Genomic DNA, 26,989 nt, shown 5'->3' with positions numbered 1-26,989 from the left:
GGGACCGGACGTGACAGGATGCGGCGTGCCTCCGTTCAGCGCCGCACCCCCCGGTGGCCTCCCGCCGTACGTCGCGGATCTGCACATCCACTCGAAGTACTCCCGCGCGTGCAGCCGCGACCTGACCCTGCCGAACCTGGCCTGGTGGGCCCGGCGTAAGGGCATCGGCGTGCTCGGCACCGGCGACTTCACCCATCCCGCCTGGTACGACCACCTGCGCGAGACACTGCACCCGGCCGAGCCGGGCCTGTACCGGCTCTCGCCCGAGGCGGAGCGGGACGTCGCCCGGCGACTGCCGCCCCGGCTCGCCAGTGAGGCGGAGGCGGACCCGGTCCGGTACATGCTGAGCGTGGAGATCTCCACGATCTACAAGCGCGACGACCGTACGCGCAAGGTGCACCACCTGATCTACCTGCCGGACCTGGACGCGGTGGCCCGGTTCAACACCGCGCTGGGCCGGATCGGCAACCTCGGCTCGGACGGCCGGCCGATCCTCGGGCTGGACTCCCGCGACCTGCTGGAGATCACGCTGGAGGCGAGCCCGGACGGCTTCCTGGTGCCCGCGCACATCTGGACGCCCTGGTTCTCCGCGCTCGGCTCGAAGTCCGGCTTCGACGCGATCGCCGACTGTTACGCCGACCTGGCCGAGCACATCTTCGCGGTGGAGACCGGCCTGTCGTCCGACCCGGAGATGAACTGGCGGGTCGGCAGCCTGGACCGCTACCAGCTGGTGTCGAACTCGGACGCGCACTCGCCGCCCGCGCTGGCCCGGGAGGCAACCGTCCTCACCGCGGCCCGCGACTACTTCGCCATCCGCGAGGCGCTGCGTACCGGCGACGGGCTCGCGGGCACCGTGGAATTCTTCCCGGAGGAGGGCAAGTACCACGCCGACGGGCACCGCCTGTGCGGCGTGAACTGGTCGCCGGAACGGACCCGCGAGGCGGGCGGACGCTGCCCGGAGTGCGGCAAGCCGCTGACCGTGGGCGTACTCAGCCGGATCGAGGAGCTGGCGGACCGGCCGGCCGGGCACCGTCCGGCGCACGCCCGCGAGGTGACCCATCTGGTGCCGCTGGCCGAGATCCTTAGCGAGCTGAACCGGGTCGGCGCGCGGTCGAAGAAGGTCGAGGGCAAGCTCAACGAGCTGATCGCCGCGCTCGGCCCGGAGCTGGAGATCCTGACGCGTACGCCGATCGAGGAGATCGGCCGCGTCGGCGGCGAGCTGCTCGCGGAGGGCATCGGCCGGCTGCGCCGCGGCGAGGTACGCCGGGTGCCGGGCTACGACGGCGAGTACGGCGTGATCACGCTGTTCGACCCGGCGGAACTGGGCGCCTCGGGTGCCCGGGCCGGGCAGGAGACGCTGTTCGACGTACCGGTGCCCGCGCAGCGGCGGCCCGCGGAGCCGGCGCCGAAGCCGAAGGCCAAGCGCCCGGCGGCGGCCCGGCCCGAGCCGAAGCGGACGCCGCCGCCCGCGCCCCCGATCGCGCCGCCGCCGTCCCCGCACGAGCCGTTCGAGCCGATGCTCGCCGGCATGGAGGAGGTCGGCACCGGCCTGCTGGACCGGCTGGACGCGATGCAGCGGGTGGCCGCGTCGGCGCCGGGTGGCCCGCTGCTGATCGTGGCCGGTCCGGGCACCGGCAAGACCCGGACGCTCACCCACCGGATCGCGTACCTGTGCGCGGAGCTGAACGTCTTCCCGGACCAGTGCCTGGCGATCACGTTCACCCGGCGGGCGGCCGAGGAGCTGCGGCACCGGCTGGACGGGCTGCTCGGCCCGGTCGCCGAGGACGTCACTGTGGGCACGTTCCACTCGCTCGGCCTGACCGTGCTGCGGGAGAACGCGGCGGCGGCCGGGCTGCCGGCGGACTTCCGGATCGCCGACGACGCGGACCGGGCGGCGGCGCGCGCCGAGGCCGGTGACGACGACGAGCGGTACACGGCGCTGCTGCGCAAGCGGGATCTGGTCGACCTGGACGAGCTGCTGACGCTGCCGGTGGCACTGTTGAAGGGCGACCGGAAGCTGGTCCGGGAGTACCGCGAGCGGTGGAAGTGGATCTTCGTCGACGAGTACCAGGACGTCGACGCGGTGCAGTACGAGCTGCTGCGGCTGCTCAGCCCGCCGGACGGCAACCTGTGCGCGATCGGTGACCCGGACCAGGCGATCTACTCGTTCCGGGGCGCCGACGTGGGCTACTTCCTGCGGTTCTCGCAGGACTTCACCGACGCGCGGCTGGTCCGGCTGAACCGCAACTACCGCTCCTCGGCGCCGATCCTGGCCGCCGCCGTGCAGGCCATCGCGCCGTCGTCGCTGGTGCGCGGCCGGCGTCTCGACCCGGCCCGGCTCGACCCGGAGGCGCCGCTCGTCGGCCGGTACGCGGCGAGTTCCGCCTATGACGAGGCCGACTTCGTGGTCCGTACCGTGGACGAGCTGGTCGGCGGCCTGTCCCACCGCTCGCTCGACTCGGGGCGGATCGACGGGCGGGCCACCTCGCTGTCCTTCTCCGACATCGCGGTGCTGTACCGCACCGACGCCCAGGCCGCGCCGATCGTGGACGCGCTGGCCCGGGCGAACATCCCGGTGCAGAAGCGCTCGCACGACCGGCTGCGCGACCGTCCCGGCGTGCCGGCCATCGCCCGCGAGCTGCGCCACGCCGGTCTCGACGGCTCGCTCGCCGCCCGGGTACGCCAGGCCGGGCAGATCCTGGCCGAGCGCTTCGCGGTGCCCACGCTGGACGGCTCCGGCGCGGTACGCCCCGAGGACGTCCGCACGGCGGTGGACCTGCTCACCCCGCTGGCCCGGCGCTGCGGCGACGACCTGGAGCTGTTCCTCAACCAGCTCGCCACCGGCGCGGAGGTGGACGCGCTCGACCCTCGTGCCGAGGCCGTCACGCTGCTCACGCTGCACGCCGCGAAGGGCCTGGAGTTCCCGGTGGTGTTCCTGGTCGGCGCCGAGGACGGTCTGCTGCCGCTGCGCTGGCCCGGCTCCGAGCCGGACGACGACGCGGTGGCCGAGGAGCGGCGGCTGTTCTTCGTCGGGCTGACCCGGGCGCAGGACCGGCTCTACGTCAGCCACGCGGGCCGGCGCGCCCGGCACGGCGCGGAACGCGACTCCCGCCCGTCGCCGTTCCTCGACGTGATCGACCCGGCGCTGTTCGAGCGCCTGGACGCGACCGAACCCCGCCGCCCGAAGGACCACCAGCTCCGGCTGATCTGACGGCACCTCTCAGGTGAGGACGGCGGCGAGCCACGCGCCGCCGAGCAGCGCCGGGCCGAACGGCACCGGGGTGTCCCGGCGTACCCGGCCGGTGGCGAGCAGGACGAGCACCGCCGTACCGGCGAGCACGTGCGGCAGGAGCAGCCCGAGGCGCAGCGCCGGCCAGCCGAGCCAGCCCAGCGGCAGCCCGAGCGCGGCGGCGAGCTTCACGTCGCCGAAGCCGAGTCGGGCGCGGGGCAGCAGCGCCAGCAGCGCGTACCCGGTGAAGGAGAGCGCGGCCCCGGCCACCGCGACGGCCAGGCGGCGCGGTTCACCGGCGGTCGCCGTGGCAGCGGTCAGGCCGAGCCCGCCGCCGAGCGCGACCACGCCGACGAGCGGGTCGGGCAGCCGCAGCGCGGACACGTCGGTGACCGCGAGGACCAGCCCGGCGGCGGCGACCAGCAGCAACGCGGGTAGCGCTGGCTCGCCGCCCCGGGCGGCGGCGAGCCCGCCGAACACCACGGCACCGGCCAAGGCGAACGCTCCCCGGCGCGGAGCGCCGCCGGCGGAAACGGTGACGAACGACCGGCCGACCGGTACGGCCGCCCACCCGACCACCGCGCCGAGCAGCGCGACCCCCGTCACCAGCAGCGCCGACACGGACCGGGACGCTACCGCCGGGCAGGTTCTCCGGCTGCCCCGTCGACGGCTGGTGGCGGGGACCGGCGGGGTCGCTCGGTGCTCACCACCACCGCCACGCCGACCACGATGACCGCGCCGCCCATCAGCACCTGCGAGGTGATCGGTTCCGCGACGAACAACGCGCCGAGCGCCACCGCGACCACCGGGTTCACGTACGCGTACGTGGAGACCAGGGAGATCGGCGCGTGGGCGAGCAGCCAGACGTACGCGGTGAACGCGACGAGCGATCCGGCCACCATCAGGTAGGCCATCGCCGCCCAGGACCGTCCGGTCACGTCGGCGAAGGAGAAGCCGCGCAGCTCGCCCCGGGCCACGCCGACGAGCGCGAGCACCGCCGCGCCGGCCACCATCTCGTAGACGGTGGCCACGAACGGGTCGGCGGGCATCAGGATCTTCCCGGACAGGTACGAGCCGACCGACCAGCTCGCCGCCGCTGCCACCACTGTCAGCGCTCCGGCCACGGGCACGCCGTCCACCCCGTCCCGGGGCAGCACGAGCAGGACCAGGCCGGCGAAGCCGAGCGCCACCCCGAGGAACGTCCACGGTCGCGGCCGGTCCCCGCCTGCCGTGCGCAGCAGCACCACGAGCAGCGGCACCGTGGCGACGAGCAGCGCGGCGACACCGGAGGGTACGGCGGTGCCGGGCGGCCCGGACTCGGCGAGCACCACCAGACCGTTGCCGCCGGCCAGCAGCAGCACGCCGACGAGCGCGGCGGAGCCGACGCGGCGCGCGGGCACCCGCAGAGCGCCCGGTCCGCGCCGCAGGCGCAGCACCACGGCGAGCACCACCGCGGCGGCGGCGAACCGCATCGCCGCGGAGATGAGTGGCGGCAGGGACTCGACCGCGACCCGGATGCCCAGGTAGGTCGAGCCCCAGAGCAGGTAGACCAGCACGAGGGCGGTCCAGATCAGCGCGGTGCGGGCCGGCGGCGTCGCGGAATCGACGACGTTCGTCGCACTCGTGGGGCGTGAGCTCATCGTGGGACCACGCTACGGTGACCACGGCGTCGGCGTCCCCAGTTGGTGGCCGGCCTCTCAGCACTGGCGTACGCAGGAGGCGTTCATGTCGAACTTCGGTCCACCGGGCGGCGGCTCTCCCGAGCCCTGGGGGCGGCCCGACGACGGCTACGCCCCGCAGCCCGATCCCCGCTACGCGCCGCAGGGCGACCCGCGTTACGCCCCGCAACCCGACCCGCAGTACGGCCCGCCGCCGGGCGCGCGGCCGTACGGTCCGCCGGCCGATCAGTACGGACCGCCCGCCGACCAGTACGGGCCGCCCACGCAGCAGTACGGGCCCGCCGACCGGTACGGGCCGCCGGCGCAGCGCTACGAGCCCGGTCCGGCCTGGTCCCCCGGGCCGCCGCAGCAGGGCCACCCGGGCGACCCCTACGCCGGGCCGCAGTACGGCGGTGGCCAGCCGCCGTACGCCGAGCCGACGCCGCCGAAGCGCGGGAAGGGTCCGCTGCTGGTGGTCGTGATCGTGCTGGCCGTGCTGCTGCTGGGCGGCGCCGGGGCGTACTGGATGGTGGGCCGGGACGAGCAGACCCCGACCGGCGGTACGACCGCTGCCACCCCGCCGGCTGCGGATTCGAGCGAGGCGCCGCCGAGCGATCCGGCCGACACGACGCCCACGACGGCGGCCCCGGCCTCCTCCACCGATCCGCGCTTCGTCAAGGCGGGCCAGTGCGTCGCCAACGAGGGTGGCGGCGGCCAGCCGAAGCTGGTGATCGCCGACTGCGCCCCGAAGACGTACGAGGTGCTGCGCCGCATCGACGGCGCGACGAGCGGCAAGAAGGACGCGGAGGCGAAGTGCGGGAAGGTGGCCGGCTACACCGACTGGTACTTCTTCGACAGCGAGCTGGACACGCTCGACTTCGTGCTCTGCCTGAAGCGCCGCTGAGCGCCGACAGCCTCGCCGGGCGCGCCACGGATCAGCGCCGGTAGCCAAAACTAGGGCTGTCTAGCATCCACGCTAGACAGCCCTAGTTTTATGTCGAGGCCGACACGCGGTAGCCGCCTCTACGCGCATCTAGCCTGGTCCCTAGAGAACCCGATACTGTGCGATTCGTGGATCCGGTCCGCAACCCGTACGCACCGGGCGCCGGCCAGCGCCCGCCCGAACTCGCCGGGCGGGGGCGGGAACTGGACGTCTTCGACGTGGTGCTGGAACGGATCGCGCGCGGTCGCCCCGAACGCAGCCTGATGCTCACCGGCCTGCGGGGAGTGGGCAAGACGGTCCTGCTCAACACGCTGCGCTCCGAGGCGATCAACCACCTCTGGGGCACCGGCAAGATCGAGGCCCGGCCGGACCAGTCGCTGCGCCGGCCGATCGCCGCCGCGCTGCACATGGCGGTCCGCGAACTGGCGCCCCGGCACCGCGCCCCGGACCGGATCGACGCGTTCCTCGGCGTACTCAAGGCGTTCGCGCAACGCTCCGCTCCCACCGGGCGCGGCGGCGCGGCGCCCAAGCTGCGCGACCGCTGGCAGCCCGGCATCGACGTGCCGGCCAGCAGCGGACGCGCCGACTCCGGCGACATCGAGATCGACCTGGTCGAGCTGCTCAGCGACGCGGCGGCGGTCGCCACCGACGTCGGCACCGGCATCGCCGTCTTCATCGACGAGATGCAGGACGTCGGCGCCGAGGACGTCTCCGCGCTCTGCGCCGCCTGCCACGAGCTGTCCCAGCTCGGCGCGCCGCTCATCGTCGTGGGCGCGGGACTGCCGCACCTGCCCGCAGTCCTCAGCGCCGCCAAGTCCTACTCGGAGCGGCTCTACCGCTACCAGCGCATCGACCGGCTCGACCGGATCGCCGCCGACCAGGCGCTCTGCGCGCCGGCCGAGCGGGAGGAGGTCGAGTACGAGCAGAAGGCCCTCGACCTGCTCTACGAGAAGTCCGGCGGCTATCCCTACTTCGTCCAGGCGTACGGCAAGGCCACCTGGGACCACGCGCCCCGCTCACCGATCACCGCTGCGGACGTCCGGGTCGCCGCGCCGGAGGCGGAGGCCGAGCTGGCGGTGGGGTTCTTCGGCTCCCGGTTCGAGCGGGCCACCCCCGCCGAACGCGAGTACATGCGCGCGATGGCCACGCTGGCGCTGGTGGACGGCGAGGAGGGCGGCCGGGACGACATGGACGCGGCGGTGCCCACCGCCGAGATCGCCCGCGCGCTCGGCCGCAAGCCGGCCAGTCTCTCCCCGGCCCGGGACGCACTGATCAAGAAGGGGCTGATCTACTCCGGCGAGCGGGGAACCGTGGCGTTCACAGTGCCGCACTTCGGCCGCTACCTGCGCACCCAGCCCGCCTGACCGCTGCTTTTAAAACGGCCTCAGACCCGCGACCACGGCGGCGGGAAGACCACCTCGCCGGCCGGCGGTGGCGGCTCTCCGCTCGCCGACGGCGGCAGCACCAGCGCCTGCCACGGCTCCCCCAGCCCGGACCAGGGACTGGTCAGGCCCAGCCGGTCGGCCGGGCCGAACCCGAACCGCCGGTAGTAGGCCGGATCGCCCAGCACCACCACCAGCCGTTCGCCCAGCTCGGTCGCGGCGTCCAGCGCCGCCTGCACCGCCGCCGTGCCGTGCCCCAGCCGCTGCCGGTGCCGGGCCACCGCCACCGGACCCAGGGCCAGCGCCGGCCAGGTGCCGCGTTCGGTGCGTACGCCGACGCGCGTGAGCAGCGCGTACGCCACCACCTCGCCGCCGTACTCGGCGACCATGGCTAGCTCCGGAATCCACGCCGGGCTGTGCCGCAACTCCTCGACCAGGCCGACCTCCGGTGGGGTGGCCACGTCGGGACGGGCGAAGGCGGCGGCCAGCACCCGGGCCACCGGCGCCTCGTCGGCGGGGCCCTCCGGGCGCAGTCGCAGCGTCGTCACCCGCGCGACCTTACCGAACGCGACCGGTCCATCCGCGACGGTCGCTGAAATCGATACCGATCGGACGTCCACGTCGGCCGATACCTTTCGTGTGTTGCGGGGATGACGACGTCCCCGACGGGGTAAGACTGAGCCATGAAGCCCGTGCGCTCCCTCGCCCGAGTCATGTTGAGCGGCATCTTCGTGGTCAGCGGCGCCCGCAACCTGCGCAACCCGGAACGCCTGGTGCAGGCCGCGGAACCGGTCACCGGGAAGGTCGCCCCGCTGATCCAGAACGTGCACCCCCGCATCCCCACCGACACGGTCTCGCTGATCCGGGCCAACGCCGCCACCCAGCTCGTCGGCGGCCTGATGTTCGCCACCGGCCGGTTCACCCGTCCGGCCGCGCTGGTGCTCGCGGCCACGCTGATCCCGACCACCGCCGCCGGTCACGCCTTCTGGAACAACGACGACCCGGCCGCCCGCAACAACAACCAGATCCACTTCCTGAAGAACCTCGGCCTGCTCGGCGGCCTCCTCCTCGCCGCCGCCGACACCGAGGGCAAGCCGGGCCTGCGCTGGCGCGCCGGACACCGGATCGACCACTCGCGCCGGTCGGTCAAGCGTGCGGTCCGCACCGCGCGACGCGAGGCGAAGATCGCCGTACGCTCCGCGTCGACCGCCCGCCGCATGCCCGGCTGACAAGCGTTTTCGTACGGCCGCCACCCCCCGCAAGGCCACCAATCACCTGAACCGTCCGAGACCCGTTAACGCGGTGGAAATGTCAAAAACACGTGTGGGATCGGACACGGTCGCGTAACGCGGGAGGCAGCAACGTGAGGCGCCGTTCTAGGCTCCGTTCTGGACCTGGACGGGTACGACGACCTTGGTACGGGGGTGGCCACGCCATGCCGACGACAGTCGGTAGACGGACCAACCGCCTCGCCCCGACCTCCCGCGTCGACCGCCGGATCGTCATGCGTCTCGGCGTCGTCGCCGCCGTGTCGTACGCCGCGTGGCTCGCCATCGGAGCCTTCGGACGGCCGTACAACTTCTTCGACATGAAGATCTACCACGGCGCCGTGCTGTGGTGGGCCGGCGGCAACGAGCTGTACGACTTCGTCGCGCCCTCGACCACGCTGGGTTTCACCTACCCGCCGTTCGCCGCCCTGGTCATGCTGCCGATGTCCTGGCTGCCGGTCGACGGTGCCGGTTTCGTCAACGCGCTCGCCAGCATCGGCGCGCTCGCTGTCGTCCTCGCCGCGCTGCTGCGCCCCATCGTGGACCGGCTCGGCTGGCCGCTCTGGTTCACCGTCGGCATCGCCACCCCGCTCGCGGTCGCCATCGAGCCGTCCCGGGAGACGCTCGGCTACGGGCAGGTCAACCTGCTGCTCTTCGTGCTGATCATGGCGGACATGGTGGGCCTGCGCTGGCGGGCCAAGCGGGGCACCCACTACGAGACGGCCGACTCGCCGCTGGCCCGGTTCGTCTACAGCGGTACCTGGGCCGGTGTGGGCATCGGGCTCGCCACAGCGGTCAAGCTCACCCCGGCGTTGTTCGTGGCCTACCTGATGCTCACCCGGCAGTGGCGGGCCGCGCTCACCGCCGTCGGCACCGCTGTCGGCGTGACCATCGCGACGTTCGGCGTACTCGGTGAGGAGTCCCGCGCGTACTTCACCGGCGTGCTGTGGCAGACCGAGCGGGTCGGTGCGGCGGACATGACCGCCAACCAGTCCCTCGCCGGTCTGCTGGCGCGGCTCTACGACTCGATCGAGACGCCCGGCCTGCTCTGGCTGGCGTTCTCGGTGCTGATCCTCGCGCTGGGCCTGTCCCGGGCGATGAGCGCCCGCGCCGACGGCGACGAGCTGACCGCGTTCACGCTGGTCGGGCTCACCGCCAACGTGATCAGCCCGATCTCCTGGTCGCACCACCTGATCTGGGTCATCCCGGCGATCATCGTGCTGGCCGACGCCGCGGTACGCCGCCGCGAAGCCAGCCGCGGCCTGCCGCCACGCGGCACCGGCGGACCGTCGGCCAACGGCGTGCCGACACTGCGCCCGCCGATCTGGTACCCGACGCTCACCGGGCTCCGCCACGGCGTCGGCGCGCTCGGGCTCTACCTGCTGTTCCTGATCTCACCGATCTGGCCGTACGAGCACCAGCTCCCCGAGGTGTCCCACTACCAGGACGGCCTGTTCGGCGCGTTGATGGAGAACTCCCTGGCCATCGCGCTGATCGTGCTCGTCGCGGCGCTGCCGTGGCGCCCCGGCGCCGAACCGGCGTTCTACCACGAACGGCTGGGCCGCACCGCCGCGCTCGCCGCCCGGCGCTGAGCGTTCAGGGGCAGTTCACCCACTCCTCGGTGCCGTCGTCGAAGACCTGGCGCTTCCAGATCGGCAGCCGCGCCTTCACCTCGTCGACCAGGCGTGCGCAGGCGGCGAACGCGGCCGCCCGGTGCGCCGTGCTGACGGCCGCCACCAGTGCCACGTCCCCGATCTCCAGCGGGCCGATCCGGTGCGACACCGCCACCGCGTACACCTGCGGGTCGGCCGCGACCTCGGCCGCCACCTCGCGCAGCACCGCCTCGGCGGTGGGGTGGCCCTCGTACTCCAGCCGGGTGACCCCCCGCCCGTGGTCGTGGTCGCGGACCACGCCCTGGAAGGACACCACCGCGCCGGCCCGGCGGTCGGCGACCGCCACCTCGTGCGCGGCCAGGTCGAGCGGCCGGTCGGTCACCGCGCCGAGCACCACGCCTGCTTCCACTGTCACGACGTCTCCCGTCGGCTCGTTCGTCGCGCTCACCCGAATCGCTCCCCGGGGGTCAGTGGCAGCGGCACGAGCGGCACCCGGTCGCCGGCCGCGCCGCTGGTGCCGGGCCGGATGACCGCGAACCCGTCCGCGCCGGCCAGCCCTCGCAGCATCGCCGAGCCGACGTGCCGCACCGGGTACGCGGTGCCGGCGACGCGGTCCCAGCGGGCCAGCGCCAGATGGGTGTAGTCGCCACGCCCGGGAATCGGCTCGGCGAGCGTCACGTGCGGCAGCACCGGCATCGGCCGTCCGGTGAGACCGGCGAGCAGGGGAGCGACGAGCGACACGAGCGCCACCACCGCTGACTGCGGGTTGCCGGGCAGGCCGGCCACGAACCGCACCCGCCCGTCGCCGTCCACCAGCCGGGCGAGCAGCATCGGGAAACCGGGACGCACCGCCACGGTGTTCACCACGTAGTCGGCGCCGAGCGCCTCCAGCGTCGGGTGCAGGTGGTCGACCGGGCCGTGCATGGTGCCGCCGGTGGTGCAGACCAGGTCGGCGTTGGCGAGCGCGCCCCGCAGCGCCGCCACGTGCGCGGGCAGCGTGTCGGCGACCGGGCCGACCACGTCGGCCGCACGCACCTGGCAGCCGTAGCGGCGCAGCCAGGCCGGCACCGACGGACCGAGCGCGTCACGGACCCGGCCCGCACCGGGCGGACCGGAGGTGAGCAGTTCGTCGCCGAAGACCAGCAGCGCGGCCCGGGGTGGGCGGCGGACCCGCAGCGTGTCGAGCCCGCAGGAGGCGGCCAGGCCCATCACCGCCGGGTCCACGGGGGTGCCGGCCGGCAGCAGTTCCTCCCCGAGGCACGCCTCCTCGCCCGGCTCCCGCCACTCCGGCGCCGTGCGGGGCGTGCCGGACACCAGGCCGTCCGCCGTACGCGTCGACTCCTCGATCCGCAGGATCGCCGTCGTGCCCTCGGGAACCATCGCGCCGGTGGCGATCTCCACCGTGCTGCCGTCGGCCTCCAACGGAGGCGCGGTGTGCCCGGCGAGCACCCGCCCGACAACCCGCCACGGCCCCGGGCCGCGCACCGCCCAGCCGTCCACGCTGGAGGTCGGGAACGCGGGCAGGTCGGTACGCGTGGTCAGCGGCTCGGCCAGGGTGTGCCCGTCGGCCTCGGCCAGCGGACGGGCGACCGCGGGAAGCGCGGCGGACAGGCCCACCGCGTACACCCGGGAGCGGGCCTCCTCCCACCCGGCCGGGGGTGGCGTGCCCGCCTCGGCCGTGGCGGCTTCGGTTTCCGTGCTCATCCGGCGAGCCTAGCGCCGGGGCACGTGTCGCGCGGGTTCAGTGGTCGCCGCCGCGAAGCTGGTCGACGGCGTGCCGCAGGATCGGCCCGAGCACGGCCAGGCCGTCCCGGGCACCACCCCGCGAGCCGGGCAGGTTGACCACGAGCGTCCGGCCGGTCACCCCGGCCAGCCCTCGGGACAACGCCGCCGTCGGCACGGTGTCGCGGCTGTGCGCGCGGATCGCCTCGGCGATGCCGGGGATCTCGTAGTCGAGCAGCGCGCGCGTCACGTCGGGCGTGCGATCGGTCGGGGTGATGCCGGTGCCACCGCTGGTCAGTACCACGTCGACGCCGTCGGCGCGGGCCGCGCGCAGGGCGTCACCGACCGGTTCGCCGTCCGGCACGACCACCGGCGCGTCGACCTCGCACCCCAGCTCGCGCAGCCCGGTCACGAGCAGCGGGCCGCTGGTGTCCTCGTACACCCCCGCGGCGGCCCGGTTGGACGCCACGATCACCCGGGCCCGGATCACGGCCGGTCCTCCGGCCGGACCCACTCGCCGGTCTTGCCGCCCTCCTTGCGGAGCACCCGCACGGCGTCCACCGACGCGGCCGGGTCGACCGCCTTCACCATGTCGACCAGGGCGAGCCCGGCGACCGCCACCGCGGTCAGCGCCTCCATCTCGACGCCCGTGCGGTCGGCCGTCTTCGCCGTAGCCGTGATCTCCACCGTGTCGGCGGTGAGCTCCAGGTCGACGGTGACGCCGTGCAACGCGATCGGGTGGCACAGCGGGATCAGGTCGGGCGTGCGCTTGGCCCCCATGATGCCGGCGAGCCGGCCGACGGCCAGCGCGTCGCCCTTGGGCAGGCCGTCGCGACGCAGCAGGTCCACCACCTCGGCGGTGGTGCGGAGGCGGCCGGCGGCGACCGCGAGCCGGCCCGAGACCGGCTTGGCGGAGACGTCGACCATCCGGGCCGCACCGGCCGGGTCGACGTGGGTGAGCTGCGCGGGTTCGGTCACGGCCCGACCCTATCCGCCGGGTACGACGCCGCGGGTGCCCCGGCCTGCGGCGGGGAGGAGCGTCGTGTCGGGTGCCGGTGCACGACGCTCCTCCCTCACCTGCCCACCGCCGATTCGCTGGGGAGAACTGACGGTGGGGGCCTCGTTCGGCCGGGTCCGCTCGGACGGTGGACCCACCCCGTGGCCGATGCCGGGGACGCTAACGAACGCCGCGATAAGAAATCGATAAGCCGGTTCAGTGGCTCACGCCGAGGAGCAGAGCGCGGACTCGCTGCTGTTCCGGTCCACCGATTCGCTCGAAGATGGCCAGCGCCCTCCGCCACAGCCGGCGCGCTTCGTCCGGATCCTTGTCCGACAGGAGACTACCGAGCCGAGTCAGAGCACGGCCTTGTTCCTGAGGGTGTGCGATACGGCTGGCCAGCTTCAGAGCCTGTTCATGCAGGCGAATCGCTTCCTGCGGGTATCCCTGGGCTCCGGCGGTCGTACCGAGTTCGTTAAAGGCGGCGCACTGAGCGTGGCGTTCACCATTGTCGAGCGCCAACCGCAAGGCTGTTTCGTGCTGATGACGAGCTTCGTCCAACCGGTTGAGCTCACGTAGGGCGATGCCGAGATCCACCCGAAGCTCCGGCTCGCCGTAGCGGTGGCCCGTCCGATCCCGTAGCCGCAGCGAAGCTTCCATGATCCGAACAGCAGGTTCGAAGTCCCCCATCCTCGACCTGACCATGCCGATGTGCCCCAGAGCATTGAGCAATTGAAATTGGTCTGATGCAGATCTCGCCAGGAACAGGTGTAATCGATGAAGTTGCAACGCCTCCTGGTACCTACCGATCGCTGCCAGCGCGATGCCGTGATTCGGTAGCACGAGATCGATCCAGGCATGGCGGCCCAGCAACACCTCCCGTCGTAGATACGCGCCCAAATGCGCCGCCGCCTCGAGTTGCCCCGTCAACCAGTAGACGACCGTAAGATTGGCACGGTACCGAGCCGCATTACGCGTGTCGCCCAACTCCTCGTAAATTTCAACCGCTGACTCCACCAGTTTGGTCGCTGCGGGATAGTCACCGGTTCGCACGTAGGCGGAGGCGAGGTAGTTCTGCATCTGGGCGGTCGCCTTTCGATCGCCGAGACGCTGGGCGGAGCGCAAGCCACACCGGTGGGTCGACAGCATGTCGTCGAAATACGTTCTCATGTAGAAAAAGCGCCAGAGCGAGCGCGCCAGCCGCCAGGAGAATTGGTCATGACCCATTTGTGTGGCGTAAACCACGAGAGCAGTGAGGGTATTCCGTTCGCGTTCCAGCCATTCTATGTCCGGGCTGATCGCCGCAACCAGATCCGGGCGGGAAGGCGGCTCGGCGACCAGCTCGCTTGCCTTCAGGCGCGGCTCCAGCTCCAGCGCCACGGACAGTGCAGCGTGAAGACACAGCTCGAGAAGCCGGTCTGTCGCCTCCCGTAGAACCCGCGGCGGATCGATGCGCCGCGAGAGCCCACTGGCGTACTCGCGAACCAGGTCGTGCAACCGATAGCGCCCGCTCGTCTTCTCCTCGAGCAGATGGCGATCCACCAGTTCGTCAAGAACCCGCTCGGTCTCGGGAAGCGGGAGATCGGCCAATGCCGCCGCCATCGGTGAACTGAGATCGTCGCCGGGATGAAGCGCGAGAAGCCGGAACACCTGCCGACTTCGCTCATCGAGCGGTTCATAGGAGGTCGAGAACGCGTCCACCAACGTCCGGTCACCTACTGCGATCTGGCCTAGCCGACCGCGTTCGTCGGCGAGTCGAGCCGCCAGATCCGCAACCAGCCAACTCGGGCGGTGCGCCAACCGTGCTCCTGCAAGCCGTATGGCCAGGGGAAGACAGCCGCAGCGGCGTACCACCTCGTCTGCCGCCTCCGCCTCCGCTCGCACCCGATCTGCACCAGCGGTGGAGGCGAGCAGGGCGACGGCCTCGGCAGAGGTCAGGACTCCCAGGGACTCCGGAACTCCAAGTTCGGTTGCGAGCAGCCTCGACCGCGTGGTTATCAGCACTACGGTTCCCACGCCTTCGGGCAACAGCGGGAGCACCTGCTCAACGCTCGCCGCGTTGTCCAAGACCAGCACCGTCCTGCGTTGTGCCAGCTCACGGCGCCAGAGATCGGCTCGATCCTCGAAGTCGGTCGGCACCCGCCCTGGAGGCACGCCCAACTGTCGAAGCAGTGTCAACAGGACCGCCTGCGGTTCCAGAGCGGCGGTTTCTCCATGGCCTCGCAGATCGACGAACAGCTGGCCGTCCGGATGCCGCGTTCGCAACAGCTCGGCCAGCCGGACTGCGAGAGTCGTCTTGCCGCAGCCCGCCATCCCGTCGATCACCTGGATGACGGCCGCCTGCTCCGAACGTCTCCTGATTTCGCGCAGCAGCCGGTCCAGCACGTCCTGTCGACCGACGAAGTCGGTTGTCGGCCGAGGAAGCCAACTTACGGAAGGCGCCCCCTCAGGGGACGCCGACCGGTCAGGCGAGTTCGGCAGCCGCCGGCCGGCCTCAAGTGCCTTTCGATGCAGCTCGTCCAGCCGCGAACCCGGCCGCACGCCCAATTCTTCATTTAGCGCCGCCCGAGTGGACCGGTAGACGGCGGACGCTCCGGCCGAGTCCCCACCAGCAATCAGAGCTTCCATGAGAACCGTCTGAAGCCGTTCCCGGGTGGGTTGACGGGCGGCATGGGGTCGAAGAAGCCGGATGGCCTCCTCCGGCCGCCCAGAGCCCAGGTGTAAGCCGGCCAGGAGCACCAACGCAGCCTCGTGTTCCCGTTCGGCCACTTCGCGGCGGGCGGACAACACCGGCCCCAGTGGCAGCCCGGGAAGAAGTAGACCCGACCAGTCGTCGACAGCATCGGTGAGCACACGGATTGCGGCGCTTGCCTGGCCTGCGTCGACCATGGCACGCCCGTGGGCGACCTGGCGCTCGATCCGGGCCAGGTCGACCGCATCCGGACCGATCAACAGTTGGTATCCGCCCGGCTGGCGAACGACCACCGCTTCTCCGTCGGCATCGACGAACGTCCGCCTGAGGTTGGCCGCATATGTGCGGACGTTAGGTACGGCCGAGCGAGGAGGCGAGTCTGGCCACAGTTCGTCCACCAGCTTGTCGAGGGTCACGAGCCGACCCGCGTGTACGGCGAGCATCCCCAGGACAAGCTGCTGCTTCGGGGTGCCGAGGTGCACCGACCCGCCCTCGTGGTACGCCGCCAGGCCGCCGAGAACCCGAATCTTCACGCCGTCCGACTCCGGATTTCGCGAACTCAATTACGCTAGTTGAATCCTAGTCTTCACTGCGGGCCGTCGCTGACCGGCTACCGAGGAGCAGGGGCGCCACCGATGCGGCCATTGAGGCATGAAAGCTGCGCCGCCCGACGGTTGTATTCCCGCCTAAGGGTCACCCAGGCTGACAGCATCACGCGAGGTGCGGCTGACCCTGGTTGCAATCCGCAACCGGGCAAGCACCGGCAGGATACTTGCGACTTCGCTCTGCATCACCACGATGGACAGAACGTCATTAATTAGCACAGACTTAGCTGATATTGCGCATAGCGACATTTATGTCTTCTAACCAGGACCTTTCCTCTCCTAAGCTCCTTTCGAGGTTTTGCCCCGCCGTAAAGGCTTCGAAAAGAGCAGGAAAGGAGTTCGGAGATGCGCGGTAGCGAGTGGCACTGAAATGCGGCACTTCTCGCCGAGAAACTCCTCGCGGTAAGCTCTTGGTCACGCCGCTGGCAACCCACCAGCGACGTGCGTCAGCCTCTCAGCCCTGGGAGCTGCATGAGTCGCACCGCCGGACGACGCGATGCTGGGACCGATCGACGTCTGCTGACGCTCGTCGGTCTCATCGTCGTTCTCGCGTCAGGCGTGGTGGTCGGCGCCATCGCCTCCCTGCCCCGAACTCTTCCCGATTCGGTCCGGGACATCGGAACCTTCGCCACGCTCATCTTCATGATCACGCTGGGCGGTGTCGTCAAGGCGTCGATCCGGATCCGCTCCACCACGCACTCCATCGCCTGGGTCGAAACAGCTGTGGTGTTGGGTGTAGCGATCGCGCCGGCCTCCTGGGTCGTCGCCAGCACCGTCCTGGGTGTCGCCGCGTCCTCGATCATCCTTCGTCTGCCGGCAATCAAGTCAGCCTTCGGAATCGGCAAGAACGTGCTGATCGCAGGCGGCACGGTTGCCGTCGCGTCGCTCCTCGACTGGCCGGGTGAGTCGCCGTCGATAGGTGGCCTCATAGGCACCCTGGCCATCGTCTACCTGGTAGCGGCGCTCCTCGATGATCTCCTGGCCATGCCGGTCATCGCGCTCGCGTCCGGGACGCCCGTCGTCCGGCAGTTCCGCACCGACCTCGACCTGCGGGTCGCCGGCTTCGCGGTCCGCTTCCTCGTCGCCGCGTGCACGGTACTCATCCTGCGAGCCGACCCCCGATTGCTGCTCGCCGTGCCACCGCTCGTCCTCAGCCTGCACCTGGCCTACTCCGCCCGGATCCGCACCCGCACCGAGCAGCAGGCATGGCAACGCCTGGCCCGCGCCACCGACGCCCTCAACGTGGTCGACCTCGACCAGGTGCTCACCACCGCGGTCACCGAGGCCAGCGAACTCTTCTCCGCCGACGAGGTCGAGATCGAGCTGCGCGACGGCGGACGCACCGTCCGGGGCAACGGCACCGACATCGCGTACGACGGAACAGCCCCGCAGCCCAGCGCCGTCGACGGTCAGGTCATGCCGGTCCCGTTGGAGGGCCACAACCGCACCGACGACGTCGGCGTGCTGCGGCTCCGGTTCGCCGGCCCGGTCGAACTCTCCGAACGCGAGCAGTACACCCTGCGTACCTTCGCCTCCGCCCTCTGCACGGCGGTCCGCAACGCCCAGGCGTACGCCGAACTCGCCCGCATCGCCGAGGACCACGCCTACGCCGCCACCCACGACGCCCTCACCGGCCTGTCCAACCGGCGACACCTGCTCGACGAGGGCAGCGCCCAGCTCACCACCCGGCACGCCGACGGCGTCACCGCGCTGGTGCTGATCGACCTCAACCACTTCAAGGAGGTCAACGACACCCTCGGGCACGGCGCCGGTGACCGGGTGCTGATCCAGGTCGCCGAACGGCTGCGCGACGCGGCCCGCCCCGACGACCTGGTCGCCCGGCTCGGCGGCGACGAGTTCGCCGTACTCCTGCGCGGCCTGCCCGCCCCGGCCGTCGCCGCCCACCGCGCCGAGGCCCTGCTCGCCGCGCTGCACGACCCGCTGGACCTCGACGGCATGCGGATCAGCGTGGAGGCCAGCGGCGGCATCGCGGTCGCCCCCGCCACCGGCGGCATGGCGGAACTGCTGCGCCGCGCCGACGTGGCCATGTACCAGGCCAAACGTGCCGGCCAACGCGTCGCCACGTACGCGCCGGCCCGCGACACCGCCGACCTGAGCCGGCTCACCCTCGGTGGCGAACTGCCCCGCGCCGTCGCCGACCACGAGTTCACGGTCAACTTCCAGCCCATCGTCGACCTGGCCGGCGGCGAGGTGATCGGCGCCGAAGCCCTGGCCCGCTGGCACCACCCCACCCACGGGCTCATCGACCCGCTGCGCTTCCTCGAAGCGGTGGAACGCTCCGGGCTGCTCCCCGCGTTCGCCGAGGCGATCCTCGACCAGGCGCTCATCGCCGCCGGCTCTTGGCGCGACGCCGGCTTCGACCTGCCCGTCTCGGTCAACGTGTCCCCACGCAGCCTGCTCGACGCCCGCTTCCCCGGCGCGGTACTGGCCCGGCTGCGCGCCCACGACCTCCCGCCGGACCGGCTCGTGCTGGAACTGACCGAGACGCTCACGCTCAGCCAGCTCGACGTGGTCGACCGCGTACTCAGCCGCCTGCGTGACTCCGGCGTCCGGCTGGCACTCGACGACTTCGGCACCGGCTACTCGTCGCTCTCCCTGCTCTCCCGCATCCCCGTGCACGAACTGAAGATCGACCGCAGCTTCGTCGGCGCCATGGAGACCGCACCCGAAGCCGCCGCCGTGATCCGCTCCACCCTCGACCTCGGCCGCAGCCTCGACCTCACGGTGGTCGCCGAGGGCGTGGAGAGCGAACCGCAACGCCGCGCGCTCTGGGAACTCGGCTGCGCCGCCGGGCAGGGCCACCTGTTCGCCCGCCCGCTGCCCGCGGCCGCGCTGCTCGCCGCCCTCCATCGCGGCCACGGCGGCCGGACCGGCGCGCTCGCACCCGCGCTGCACGACGCCGGCGCCGTCATCCGCCTCCCCGGCCGCCGCACCGGACGCACCCGCCCGGCGCCCCCCGCCGCCACCGACGCCCGGCAACCCTGACCCGGCCGGGCCACCCCGCCGGTCTGCCACACTGGCCCGCGTGACCGCCCACGCCGACCCGGCAACCCCCGTCTCCCGCCGCTGGTCGGCACTCGACACCGCCGCCGGCGGCCTCGCCCTCGACCTGGGCCTCTACGCCGCCGCCACCGCCTTCGCCGCGATCACCGCCGCCACCTCCACACTCCCGCCGCACCGCGCCTGGGGCACCGTCGCCACCATCGGGTACGCGCTCGCCACGCTCGCCGCGACCACCCAGCTGCTCGCCCGCCGCCGCCACCCCGGCACACCCCTGGCCGGCCTGCCCGCACGGTGGACCGTCGCCGGTCTCACCTGGGCCGCCACCGCGCTGCTGCCGATCGTCACGCAGAGCGTCGAACGCGCCGGCGGACGCACCGACCGCGCCCAGGAGGAGGTGATCGTGGTCGAACACGCCGGCGCCCGCCTCGCCGAGCACGGCACCCCCTACCTCGGACCCGACGCCATCGCCGCCCTGCCCCCCGGCGAACAACTCCTCGGCTACACCCCCTACCAGCCCGGCATGGCGCTGTTCGGGCTGCCCCGAGCCGCCGTCGACGCCTGGTGGACCGACTCCCGCGTCTGGTTCGCCCTGGTCACCGCGCTCACCCTCGTCGCCCTCGTCGCCACCCTGCGCGCAAGCGGCAGCCCGTCCGCGCCCCGCCGCGACGCCGCCGTACTGCGCGCCTTCCAGGCCGCCACCGTCCTGCCCGTCTGCGCGCTCACCCTCGCCACCGGCGGCGACGACCTGCCCGTACTCGCGCTCTGCCTGCTCGCCCTCGCGCTCGCCGCCGCCGGACGACCCGGCCGGGCCGGCCTCGCGATCGGCGCCGCCGGCGCCCTCAAACTCTTCGCCTGGCCGGTCGCCGTCGTCCTGATCTTCTGGGCCGCCACCCGCCGGGCCGCACTCCGCACCGCCCTCGGCGCCATCGGCCTGCCCGTCCTCGCGCTGGTCCCGGTGCTGCTCGTCGACCGCGACGCCCTCGTCGAGAACGTCCTGCGCTTCCCACTCGGCCACGGCCTCGTCACCAGCCCCGCCCAGTCACCGTTCCCCGGCCATCTGATCGCCGAGACACTCCCGGCCGGCCGGGCCGTCGCCGCCGCGCTGCTCGTCGCCGCCGGAGGAGCCATCGCCGTCCGGCTGCTGCGCCGCCCGCCCCGCACCGCCGCCGCCACGGCCCTCATCTGCGGGTACGGGCTGCTCGCCGCGATCCTGCTGATGCCCTCCACCCGCTTCGGGTACCTGCTCTACCCGGCCGCCCTGCTCGTCCTCGCCCCCGCGCTGGCGCTCACCCGACCGGACGACCCGGCGACATTCCCGGCAACCGCCCCGCGCGATCCCGCCGGAAGGCGTACACCTGAGGGATGACCACCTACCGCGACCGGGCCGAGGCGGGACGCGAACTCGCCGAACGACTCACCGACCTCGCCGGCCGGCCCGACGTCATCGTGCTCGGCCTGGTCCGCGGCGGCGTACCCGTCGCCCGGGTGGTCGCCGACCGGCTCGGCGCACCACTGGACGTGCTCGTCGTCCGCAAACTCGGCGTGCCCTGGGCACCCGAGGTCGCGTACGGCGCACTCGGCCCCGGCGGCGTCCAGGTCCTCAACGAGATGGTCGCCGGCCGGATCAGCGAGAACGACCGCGCCCAGGTCCGCCGCCGCGAACAGGCTGAACTGGAACGCCGCGAACAGCGCTACCGCGGCGGCCGCCCACCGCTGGACCTCACCGGCCGCACCGCCGTCATCGTGGACGACGGACTCGCCACCGGCGCCACCGCCCGCGCCGCCGTCCAGGTCGCCCGCCACCTCGGCGCCGCCCGCGTCCTGGTCGCCGTCCCGGTCGGCTCCGAGCAGGCGTACGACATGCTCGCCGCCGACGCCGACACGGTCGTGAGCTGCCAACTCCCGCACGACTTCGCCGCCGTCGGCGCGTACTACGAGGACTTCCACGAGGTCTCCGACGACGAGGTGACGCAGGCGCTGACCGCCGTCGCGTGAAAACACCCGGTACCGTCGTTGTCATGCAGATGACCTGTCCTAAATGCCGCGGAGAGATGCGCCAGTACGAGCGCAGCGGAGTAGTCATCGACCAGTGCGGCGAATGCCGGGGCATCTTCCTCGACCGCGGTGAGCTCGAGAAGCTGTTCGAGGCCGAGGCCAACTGGAACCGGCAGCACGGCGGCGCCCCGCAGCAGGCCGCGCCGGCCGGTGCCGGCTACCCGCCACCCCCGCCGCCCCCGCCCGCCGCGCCGCACCAGCCCGGCTACGGCGCCGTCCCCCCGCCCCCTCCGCCGCCGCCCGGCCACGGCTACGCGCAGCCCGCGTACGGCCACAGCCAGCAGCAGCACTACGGCTACCACGGCCACTACCGCCGGAAGAAGAAGCACGGCTTCCTCGGCGAACTGTTCGACTGACCGCCGACAACACGCACGCCGGGCCGGTGCACCGCATCGACCCGGCGCGCTCGTCGGCGTGCCGCACCTGCCACACCGTGGCAGGCTGCTCGGCATGAGCCCGATCCGGCAGCACAAGGCGCTGGCCCAGGCGTACGACGGCATCACCGCCGTGGTCACCCCGCTCGACGACGCCGCCCTGCAACGGCCCACCCGGTGCCGCGGCTGGCTCGTCGCCGACCTGCTCTTCCACGTGCTCTGCGACGCCCAGCGCGCGCTCGTCGCCCTGGCCAGCCCCGCACCCGGACCGGCGGACGTGGACGACGTCAGCTACTGGCGCGCGTTCACGCCCGGCGACGACGACGCGGTCGCCGGGCACGCCTGGTGGGCCCGCCGATCCGCCGCCGCCTTCGACCGGCCCACCGGAGTGGTCCGCCTCTGGACCGACACCGCGCCCGCCGCCGTCCGCGCGGCCACCGCAGCCGACCCCGACGGGTACGTGACCACGCAGGGTCACGTGCTGCGCGTACCCCATCTGCTCGCCACCCTGACCACCGAGGCGGTCATCCACCACCTGGACCTGGTGGTGGACCTGCCGGACGCGCCGCGACCGGCGGCGGACCCGACGCGGGTCGCGGTGACCACGATGGACGGCCTGCTCAGCGACGACGCGGTACGGCCAGCCGGCTGGGACGACCACGACTACCTGCTGAAGGCCGCCGGGCGGGTGCCGCTCACCGACCGGGACCGGCTGGAGCTGGGCGAGGCAGCCGGATGGTTCCCGCTGCTCGGCTGACGCCGCTCAGACGATCGCCATGTCCACGAAGCGCGACAGGTGCAACTGGGCCGCCACCGTCACCGTGTCGGTCGGCCCATTCCTGTGCTTGGCAACAATAAAGTCCGCCTCGCCCGCTCGCGGTGACTCCTTGTCGTAGTAGTCGTCGCGGTGCAGAAGGATGACAACGTCCGCATCTTGCTCGATCGAGTTGTGCGCGGCGATGCCGTTGGCGATGAAGTTGTGTGTGCCGAGCACCGTGGCGTCGTAGACGTCCTTCTCGCCGACTGACTCGATCGAGACGATCTCGTCCCAGAAGACGTCGTTCGTCGCGTGCAGATCAAGATCCGCAGAGTCCAGCACCGCGGCCACCTTGGCGAGTCTTGACCGGCTGGGTGCACGCTTCCACATTGCGCTGCCGGAGAACTGGGTACCGACGGCCGCGGCGAACTCTCGGTGGCTCATCTTGCGCTCCGCCAAGATTTCGCGAACCCTGGACCACACCTCCTTGGGCACGGTATCCACGTTCGGATTGCTGACGACGGATTCGAGAATCACAAGCAGCGCCGCGCAGCCGTTGGCGCGCTCGCCGTGCACACCGATCTCCCGGAGGAAGCGAAGCTGGTCGTCGCGACCGGAGATGTCCAGGGTGTACTGCGGCCGATGTCCAGCGACCGGCACCTGTCGCAACCGAGCCGAGATTCCGTAGCGAAGCAGCAGGCGTGAGATGTCCTCCAGCATGCGCGGCGATGTCGAGGAGAAGTAGATCCGTCCGCCTCGACCGGACTTGTTGACAGTTACGGACCCGTCCGTCGCCCAGATGTGTCGCAGGAAGAGCGTGATCTGTTCCTTAGGCAGGCCGAACACCGCTGGCGGTACGAACTTCTCGTGGGACCGCAGCCCGAACAGCCCCAACCCGTCCAACCACTCGGCGATCGGGTTCCGTCGCCCGCGGGCGAGCCGGAACGGTGCCGGTAGTCGGAGCGTCGTCACCCGCGCAGCCGGGTAGTCGTCTCGCACAGCCGTGATCCCGAAGTGCATGGCCGCCTCCGACACGGCTGTCAGATTGGCCTCGTCACAACTGGCGTAGCGGATCGGCTGCCGGCGGACGAACGAGCCGTCCCCGAGGAGGTGAGCCAGCATCACCACCTCCGGCTCAGCCCATGGCTGAATGTTCAGCGGTGGCGGAATGTGCCGAGGCGCGGCAAGCCGAGTTCCCACCGTGAGTTCTCCCAGCGGCAGCCAACCACCGAAGGTGAGAAATGGGTGGTTAGCGGTCGCTTCCACCTGCTTCCCGGATGCCAGGGTCATCCGGAACACCTCGCGCGTTCCACTGGGAAACGCGTGGGTGAGCGTTCGGGGGGTGTAGCGGAGACCTTCATCGAGGGCCCACACAGGAACGTCCCTGACGTTCCCGGCAAGGAGCGCCCCGAGAGTGATCTCCGAGTTGTCATCGGCTCGTACGAGCCTGGTGTCGGCCGTCAGGCAGCCGGATTCACGCAGGTCGGACAATTGCGGACGCTTATCGGTGCGCTGCTCGGGGCCACGGTTCAGCTGGCTCACCGCGATCACCGGGCACTCGACCTCCTTGGCCAGCAGCTTCAGGCCACGGGACAGGTCCGCGACCTCCTGCTGCCGACTCTCGGTGCGTTTCGGTGAAGTCATCAGCTGGAGATAGTCGACGACGATCAGCTTCAGGTCGTGCTTCTGCTTGAGCCGCCGCGCCTTCGCCCGGATCTCCATCAGGTTCATGCTCGGCGTGTCGTCGACGAAGAGCGGCGCCTCGCTGATCTCGCCCATGCAGCGGGCCAGCTTGGTCCAGTCGTCGTCGGAGAGCTGCCCGCTGCGCAACACGTGCAGCGGCACGCGCGCCTCGGCCGAGAGGAGTCGCATGACGATCTCGACCTTGCTCATTTCCAGCGAGAAGATCGCCGACGCCTGGTTGGCGCGGATCGCTGCATTTCGGGCGAAGTCCATGCTCGCCGTGCTGTTGTGCGTCGGGATCATCGAGCGGCCCGCCAGATACAGGTGGTCGGGATTGTCGACAGTCACACAACGCACCGGAACGCTCGGCACCGGACGGACGTCCACGATGAACCGCGAGTGGGAGCGGACGTCCGAGGACGTCCGGCGTCGGGCCGCATGAGCGGTGCGCTTCCGGTCCAGCCGGAAGACCGTGTCCGGGGTGGAGAAGTTCAGCGTGTACGCGATCGACGATTCCTCGGTCCGGCCGCGCACCTTGCGCTCGGTCATGGTGCACCGATGTCCCAGGCTGACGACGAGTTCCCGAACGCCGTCGATCAGGCGCCTCGAGGTGGATGTGTACTGCAGGTTCCCGGTCGGCGCCACCGTGCCGTCGGTGTCCATGAGACCGGCGAGCAACGCCCGGCGCTGTGTTTCGGAGGCGCGGAGGTAGTCCCGCGGAATGTGCTTGTCGTAGGCCACCCCGACTCGCCGGAGCAGGGCCAGGAAGGAGCCGTTCCGCTCGTGGCACTCGGCGCAGCGGCGGGTTTCGGGGTTCTCCCGCAGGGCACGAGTGGAGCCGCCGCAGTCGACGCAGGTGCGGTCCGGCGTCCTGGCCGGCGCGGGCAGATGCACGCTGTAGACCATGGGGCCGCTCGGGCGTACCAGGAAGCCGTCCTGGGCCACGAGGTCGAGCATCTCCGCGTCCGCGGTGGTGAAGCGGCTTGCCCCGGTGTGCCCGTCGCCGAGCCACACCCCGAGGGTGTACGGGGGGACGACCAGATCGCGTTCCGGAAGCCGGAGCGGCGCGCAGTTCCGCACGGCGTGGTTGAGACGGCGGTCGGCCGTCTCGGTACGCAGCGTGGCCGCGATCTGCGCCGTCGTGACGATCCCGTCGTGCTCGGCGCGGCTGCCGGCGTTCACCGGTCGTTCCGCGCGTGCACGGAGGCCGGAGATCAACGCGCCCACCGGGTAGCCGGGTGCCGTCCAGTTGCGTGTCTTGCCGGCCCGGGTCACCGGTCGGGCGACCCGGCCGTTGGAACCCACCGTCTGCGCCACCGCGTGGAGCACGTTGCGGAATTCCGGGCCGACCTGATCCAGGGTCTCCGCGAGAGTGACCAGCCGGTGCGGTTCGGTGGATGCGGCCGCCTCGGCCGCCCGTACCTTCGCCAGCGCCGGCTCGGCCCAGTGGTGCCGCCGGCGTGCCTCCGGCTGGCGCCGGCTGGCCCGGGTGGTGGTCTTCCACAGGTGCTCGGCGTCCGCCACGATGACGCTTCCGTCGGAGAACTCGACCTCGTAGCAGGGGCGGTCGTACATCACGTCGAAGACGTTGGTGATCGTCGTCGGAGTGCCGTCCGCGGCGAGGAGCTGCTCGCCGACGCGCACCTCACCCATGGTGGTCCAGCCCTGCGGGGTGGGCAGCGGGGTGTCGAGTGCGAGCGCCTTACCGAGACCGGGCCGGCCGGCCACGATGATGAGTTGGCCGGCGTGCAGGCCGTTGAGCAGGCGGTCGAGGTCGGTGAAGCCGGTCGGCACACCCGTCATCACCCCGCCCTGGGCGCCGACCGCCTCGATCTCGTCGAGCGTCGGCTGGAGCATGTCGGCCAGGACGGCGAAGTCCTCGCTGACGCGCTTCTCGGTGATCTCGTAGACGGCCTGCTGGGCGAGGTCGACGATGTCGTCGACGTCGCGGCTGCCGCTCGGGCCGGTGCCGTAGCCGAGCTGCACGATCCGGGTGCCGGCCTCGACCAGCCGGCGGAGCACCGCTCGTTCGCCGACGATGCGGGCGTAGTACGCGGCGTTCGCGGCGGTGGGCACGCTGGCGATCAGCGTGTGCAGGTATGGGGCGCCGCCGATGCGGGCGAGGTCGCCGGAGTCGGCGAGCGCTGCCGCCACGGTGATCGGGTCGGCGGGTTCGCCGCGTCCGTAGATGTCCAGGATCGCGTCGAAGATGGTGGCGTGGACCGGGCGGTAGAAGTCGTTGGTCTTCAGGATCTCCACGACGTCCGCGATGGCGTCCTTGGAGAGCAGCATGCCGCCGAGTACGCACTGCTCGGCGGCGACGTCCTGGGGTGGTGTCTTTTCGAACGCCGCATCGCGCGGTGGCGGCTCGGGCGGTTGCCCCCCGGTCCGTTCCGCACGCGTCTCGTCGGTGACCGACACGGGTTCCCCCCTCGCTGCGTCGGATCGAGTCCAGCTGTATCGCCGGGGTATGACAACTCTCCGCCGACCCTCCGGTCGATCGGGGGTCATCGCCCGGCGGTCGGTGGACCACGATACGGAACCCGAGGTCAACCGCTCAACAAGGCCGGTGGATGAGCCTCGGGACAACCTGTGGACGCCTGGGGACAGGCATGTGCGCAGGGTGTGCACAGGGGTGTGGAAAAGTGATGGGGAATTCCGGGCTTATCGCCTCTGACCTGGGCTTTTCCTATCCCCACCCTGTGGACGGAAGATTTCCGGCCGAGCTTTGTCGTCGTTCGTCCCGTACTATCGCTGCGAACGGCGACACCTGGGACAGCGGGTTTACTTTCGGGTTGAGAGAGGTCACGCTCCGGCCGTGAGACACCGGGACTGGGGACGCGGGGAGGACAGCCCGCGCGAGCGACGGCCGAGCGGTTCCTGGGATGAGCCCGCCGGGCCGCGCCGGGTCGACTCGTACGCGCCGGAGGGCTACCGCACGGCGAGCCGGCGGCGCGCGATCGAGCGTGGCCAGGACGAGCCGGTCG

At 71.8% G+C, this 26,989-nt stretch carries 19 protein-coding genes; 10 read left to right on the top strand and 9 right to left on the bottom strand.

All coding sequences use genetic code 11. The annotated features are described in order from the left end of the window. Positions 1–25 precede the first annotated feature (25 nt). Positions 26–3,211: a UvrD-helicase domain-containing protein gene (locus ACN27C_RS08830; protein ID WP_422750899.1), complete on the top strand. Its 3,186-nt coding sequence runs from the start codon at positions 26–28 to the stop codon at positions 3,209–3,211. A 9-nt stretch (positions 3,212–3,220) separates the two neighbouring features. On the opposite strand, the gene ACN27C_RS08825 is transcribed toward ACN27C_RS08830, so the two are convergent. Further along, on the bottom strand, positions 3,221–3,850 hold the full coding sequence (locus ACN27C_RS08825) for a prepilin peptidase (protein WP_422750898.1): 630 nt from the start codon (positions 3,848–3,850) through the stop codon (positions 3,221–3,223). A gap of 11 nt (positions 3,851–3,861) precedes the next feature. After that, complete coding sequence (locus tag ACN27C_RS08820) at positions 3,862–4,869, bottom strand: EamA family transporter (RefSeq protein WP_244933168.1); 1,008 nt, start codon at positions 4,867–4,869, stop codon at positions 3,862–3,864. An 85-nt stretch (positions 4,870–4,954) separates the two neighbouring features. Here ACN27C_RS08820 and ACN27C_RS08815 point away from each other — a divergent pair, with 85 nt between their 5' ends. Next, positions 4,955–5,791, top strand: a complete 837-nt coding sequence (locus tag ACN27C_RS08815) for an LppU/SCO3897 family protein (RefSeq protein ID WP_358170571.1) — start codon at positions 4,955–4,957, stop codon at positions 5,789–5,791. A 167-nt stretch (positions 5,792–5,958) separates the two neighbouring features. Then, entirely contained in the window at positions 5,959–7,194 is a 1,236-nt protein-coding gene (locus tag ACN27C_RS08810) for an ATP-binding protein (RefSeq protein WP_120572553.1), read from the top strand. Positions 7,195–7,214: 20 nt separating this feature from the next. Here ACN27C_RS08810 and ACN27C_RS08805 read toward each other — a convergent pair whose 3' ends face one another. After that, the gene (locus ACN27C_RS08805) at positions 7,215–7,760 is read right to left on the bottom strand and encodes a GNAT family N-acetyltransferase (protein WP_120572552.1); all 546 of its coding nucleotides are present in this window, start codon (positions 7,758–7,760) and stop codon (positions 7,215–7,217) included. A 135-nt stretch (positions 7,761–7,895) separates the two neighbouring features. Between ACN27C_RS08805 and ACN27C_RS08800 the strand changes: the two genes are divergently transcribed. Beyond that, entirely contained in the window at positions 7,896–8,441 is a 546-nt protein-coding gene (locus tag ACN27C_RS08800) for a DoxX family protein (RefSeq protein WP_120572551.1), read from the top strand. A 206-nt stretch (positions 8,442–8,647) separates the two neighbouring features. Continuing rightward, positions 8,648–10,072 carry a glycosyltransferase 87 family protein gene (locus tag ACN27C_RS08795; protein ID WP_422750897.1) on the top strand — a complete coding sequence of 475 codons (1,425 nt, stop codon included), beginning with the start codon at positions 8,648–8,650 and terminating at the stop codon, positions 10,070–10,072. A gap of 4 nt (positions 10,073–10,076) precedes the next feature. Here the strand turns inward: ACN27C_RS08795 and ACN27C_RS08790 are convergent, their stop codons facing one another. The 5 genes from ACN27C_RS08790 to ACN27C_RS08770 all read right to left on the bottom strand — a co-directional run bounded on the left by ACN27C_RS08790 (position 10,077) and on the right by ACN27C_RS08770 (position 16,037). Next, positions 10,077–10,502 carry a molybdenum cofactor biosynthesis protein MoaE gene (locus ACN27C_RS08790; RefSeq protein WP_422751597.1) on the bottom strand — a complete coding sequence of 142 codons (426 nt, stop codon included), beginning with the start codon at positions 10,500–10,502 and terminating at the stop codon, positions 10,077–10,079. Positions 10,503–10,537: 35 nt separating this feature from the next. Next, positions 10,538–11,797 carry a molybdopterin molybdotransferase MoeA gene (locus ACN27C_RS08785; RefSeq protein ID WP_421499190.1) on the bottom strand — a complete coding sequence of 420 codons (1,260 nt, stop codon included), beginning with the start codon at positions 11,795–11,797 and terminating at the stop codon, positions 10,538–10,540. 37 nt (positions 11,798–11,834) lie between these two features. Then, positions 11,835–12,305: a MogA/MoaB family molybdenum cofactor biosynthesis protein gene (locus ACN27C_RS08780; protein WP_013477514.1), complete on the bottom strand. Its 471-nt coding sequence runs from the start codon at positions 12,303–12,305 to the stop codon at positions 11,835–11,837. Continuing rightward, positions 12,302–12,793 (bottom strand): cyclic pyranopterin monophosphate synthase MoaC, encoded by a 492-nt coding sequence (gene moaC / locus ACN27C_RS08775; protein WP_252451841.1) that lies wholly within the window; start codon positions 12,791–12,793, stop codon positions 12,302–12,304. Before moaC ends, ACN27C_RS08780 begins: the two co-directional genes overlap by 4 nt. 235 nt (positions 12,794–13,028) lie before the next feature. After that, the gene (locus tag ACN27C_RS08770) at positions 13,029–16,037 is read right to left on the bottom strand and encodes a tetratricopeptide repeat protein (protein ID WP_422750896.1); all 3,009 of its coding nucleotides are present in this window, start codon (positions 16,035–16,037) and stop codon (positions 13,029–13,031) included. 543 nt (positions 16,038–16,580) lie between these two features. Between ACN27C_RS08770 and ACN27C_RS08765 the strand changes: the two genes are divergently transcribed. From ACN27C_RS08765 to ACN27C_RS08745, 5 genes are all read left to right on the top strand, one after another. After that, positions 16,581–19,115 (top strand): putative bifunctional diguanylate cyclase/phosphodiesterase, encoded by a 2,535-nt coding sequence (locus tag ACN27C_RS08765; protein ID WP_422750895.1) that lies wholly within the window; start codon positions 16,581–16,583, stop codon positions 19,113–19,115. A gap of 40 nt (positions 19,116–19,155) precedes the next feature. Next, complete coding sequence (locus ACN27C_RS08760; RefSeq protein WP_422750894.1) at positions 19,156–20,499, top strand: glycosyltransferase 87 family protein; 1,344 nt, start codon at positions 19,156–19,158, stop codon at positions 20,497–20,499. Then, entirely contained in the window at positions 20,496–21,128 is a 633-nt protein-coding gene (locus ACN27C_RS08755) for a phosphoribosyltransferase (RefSeq protein ID WP_364807686.1), read from the top strand. The genes ACN27C_RS08760 and ACN27C_RS08755 overlap by 4 nt, the downstream gene beginning before the upstream one ends. Before the next feature lie 23 nt (positions 21,129–21,151). Further along, complete coding sequence (locus tag ACN27C_RS08750) at positions 21,152–21,544, top strand: zf-TFIIB domain-containing protein (RefSeq protein WP_120572543.1); 393 nt, start codon at positions 21,152–21,154, stop codon at positions 21,542–21,544. A 94-nt stretch (positions 21,545–21,638) separates the two neighbouring features. Beyond that, positions 21,639–22,319, top strand: a complete 681-nt coding sequence (locus tag ACN27C_RS08745; protein ID WP_422750892.1) for a maleylpyruvate isomerase N-terminal domain-containing protein — start codon at positions 21,639–21,641, stop codon at positions 22,317–22,319. Between the two features lie 6 nt (positions 22,320–22,325). Here the strand turns inward: ACN27C_RS08745 and ACN27C_RS08740 are convergent, their stop codons facing one another. Next, the gene (locus tag ACN27C_RS08740) at positions 22,326–26,513 is read right to left on the bottom strand and encodes a replicative DNA helicase (protein ID WP_422750891.1); all 4,188 of its coding nucleotides are present in this window, start codon (positions 26,511–26,513) and stop codon (positions 22,326–22,328) included. Between the last annotated feature and the right edge of the window lie 476 nt (positions 26,514–26,989).

The sequence above is a fragment of the Micromonospora sp. WMMD1219 genome, assembly GCF_049315215.1.
Taxonomy (GTDB): Bacteria; Actinomycetota; Actinomycetes; order Mycobacteriales; family Micromonosporaceae; genus Micromonospora; species Micromonospora tulbaghiae.
This window is presented reverse-complemented; position numbering and strand designations above follow the sequence as displayed.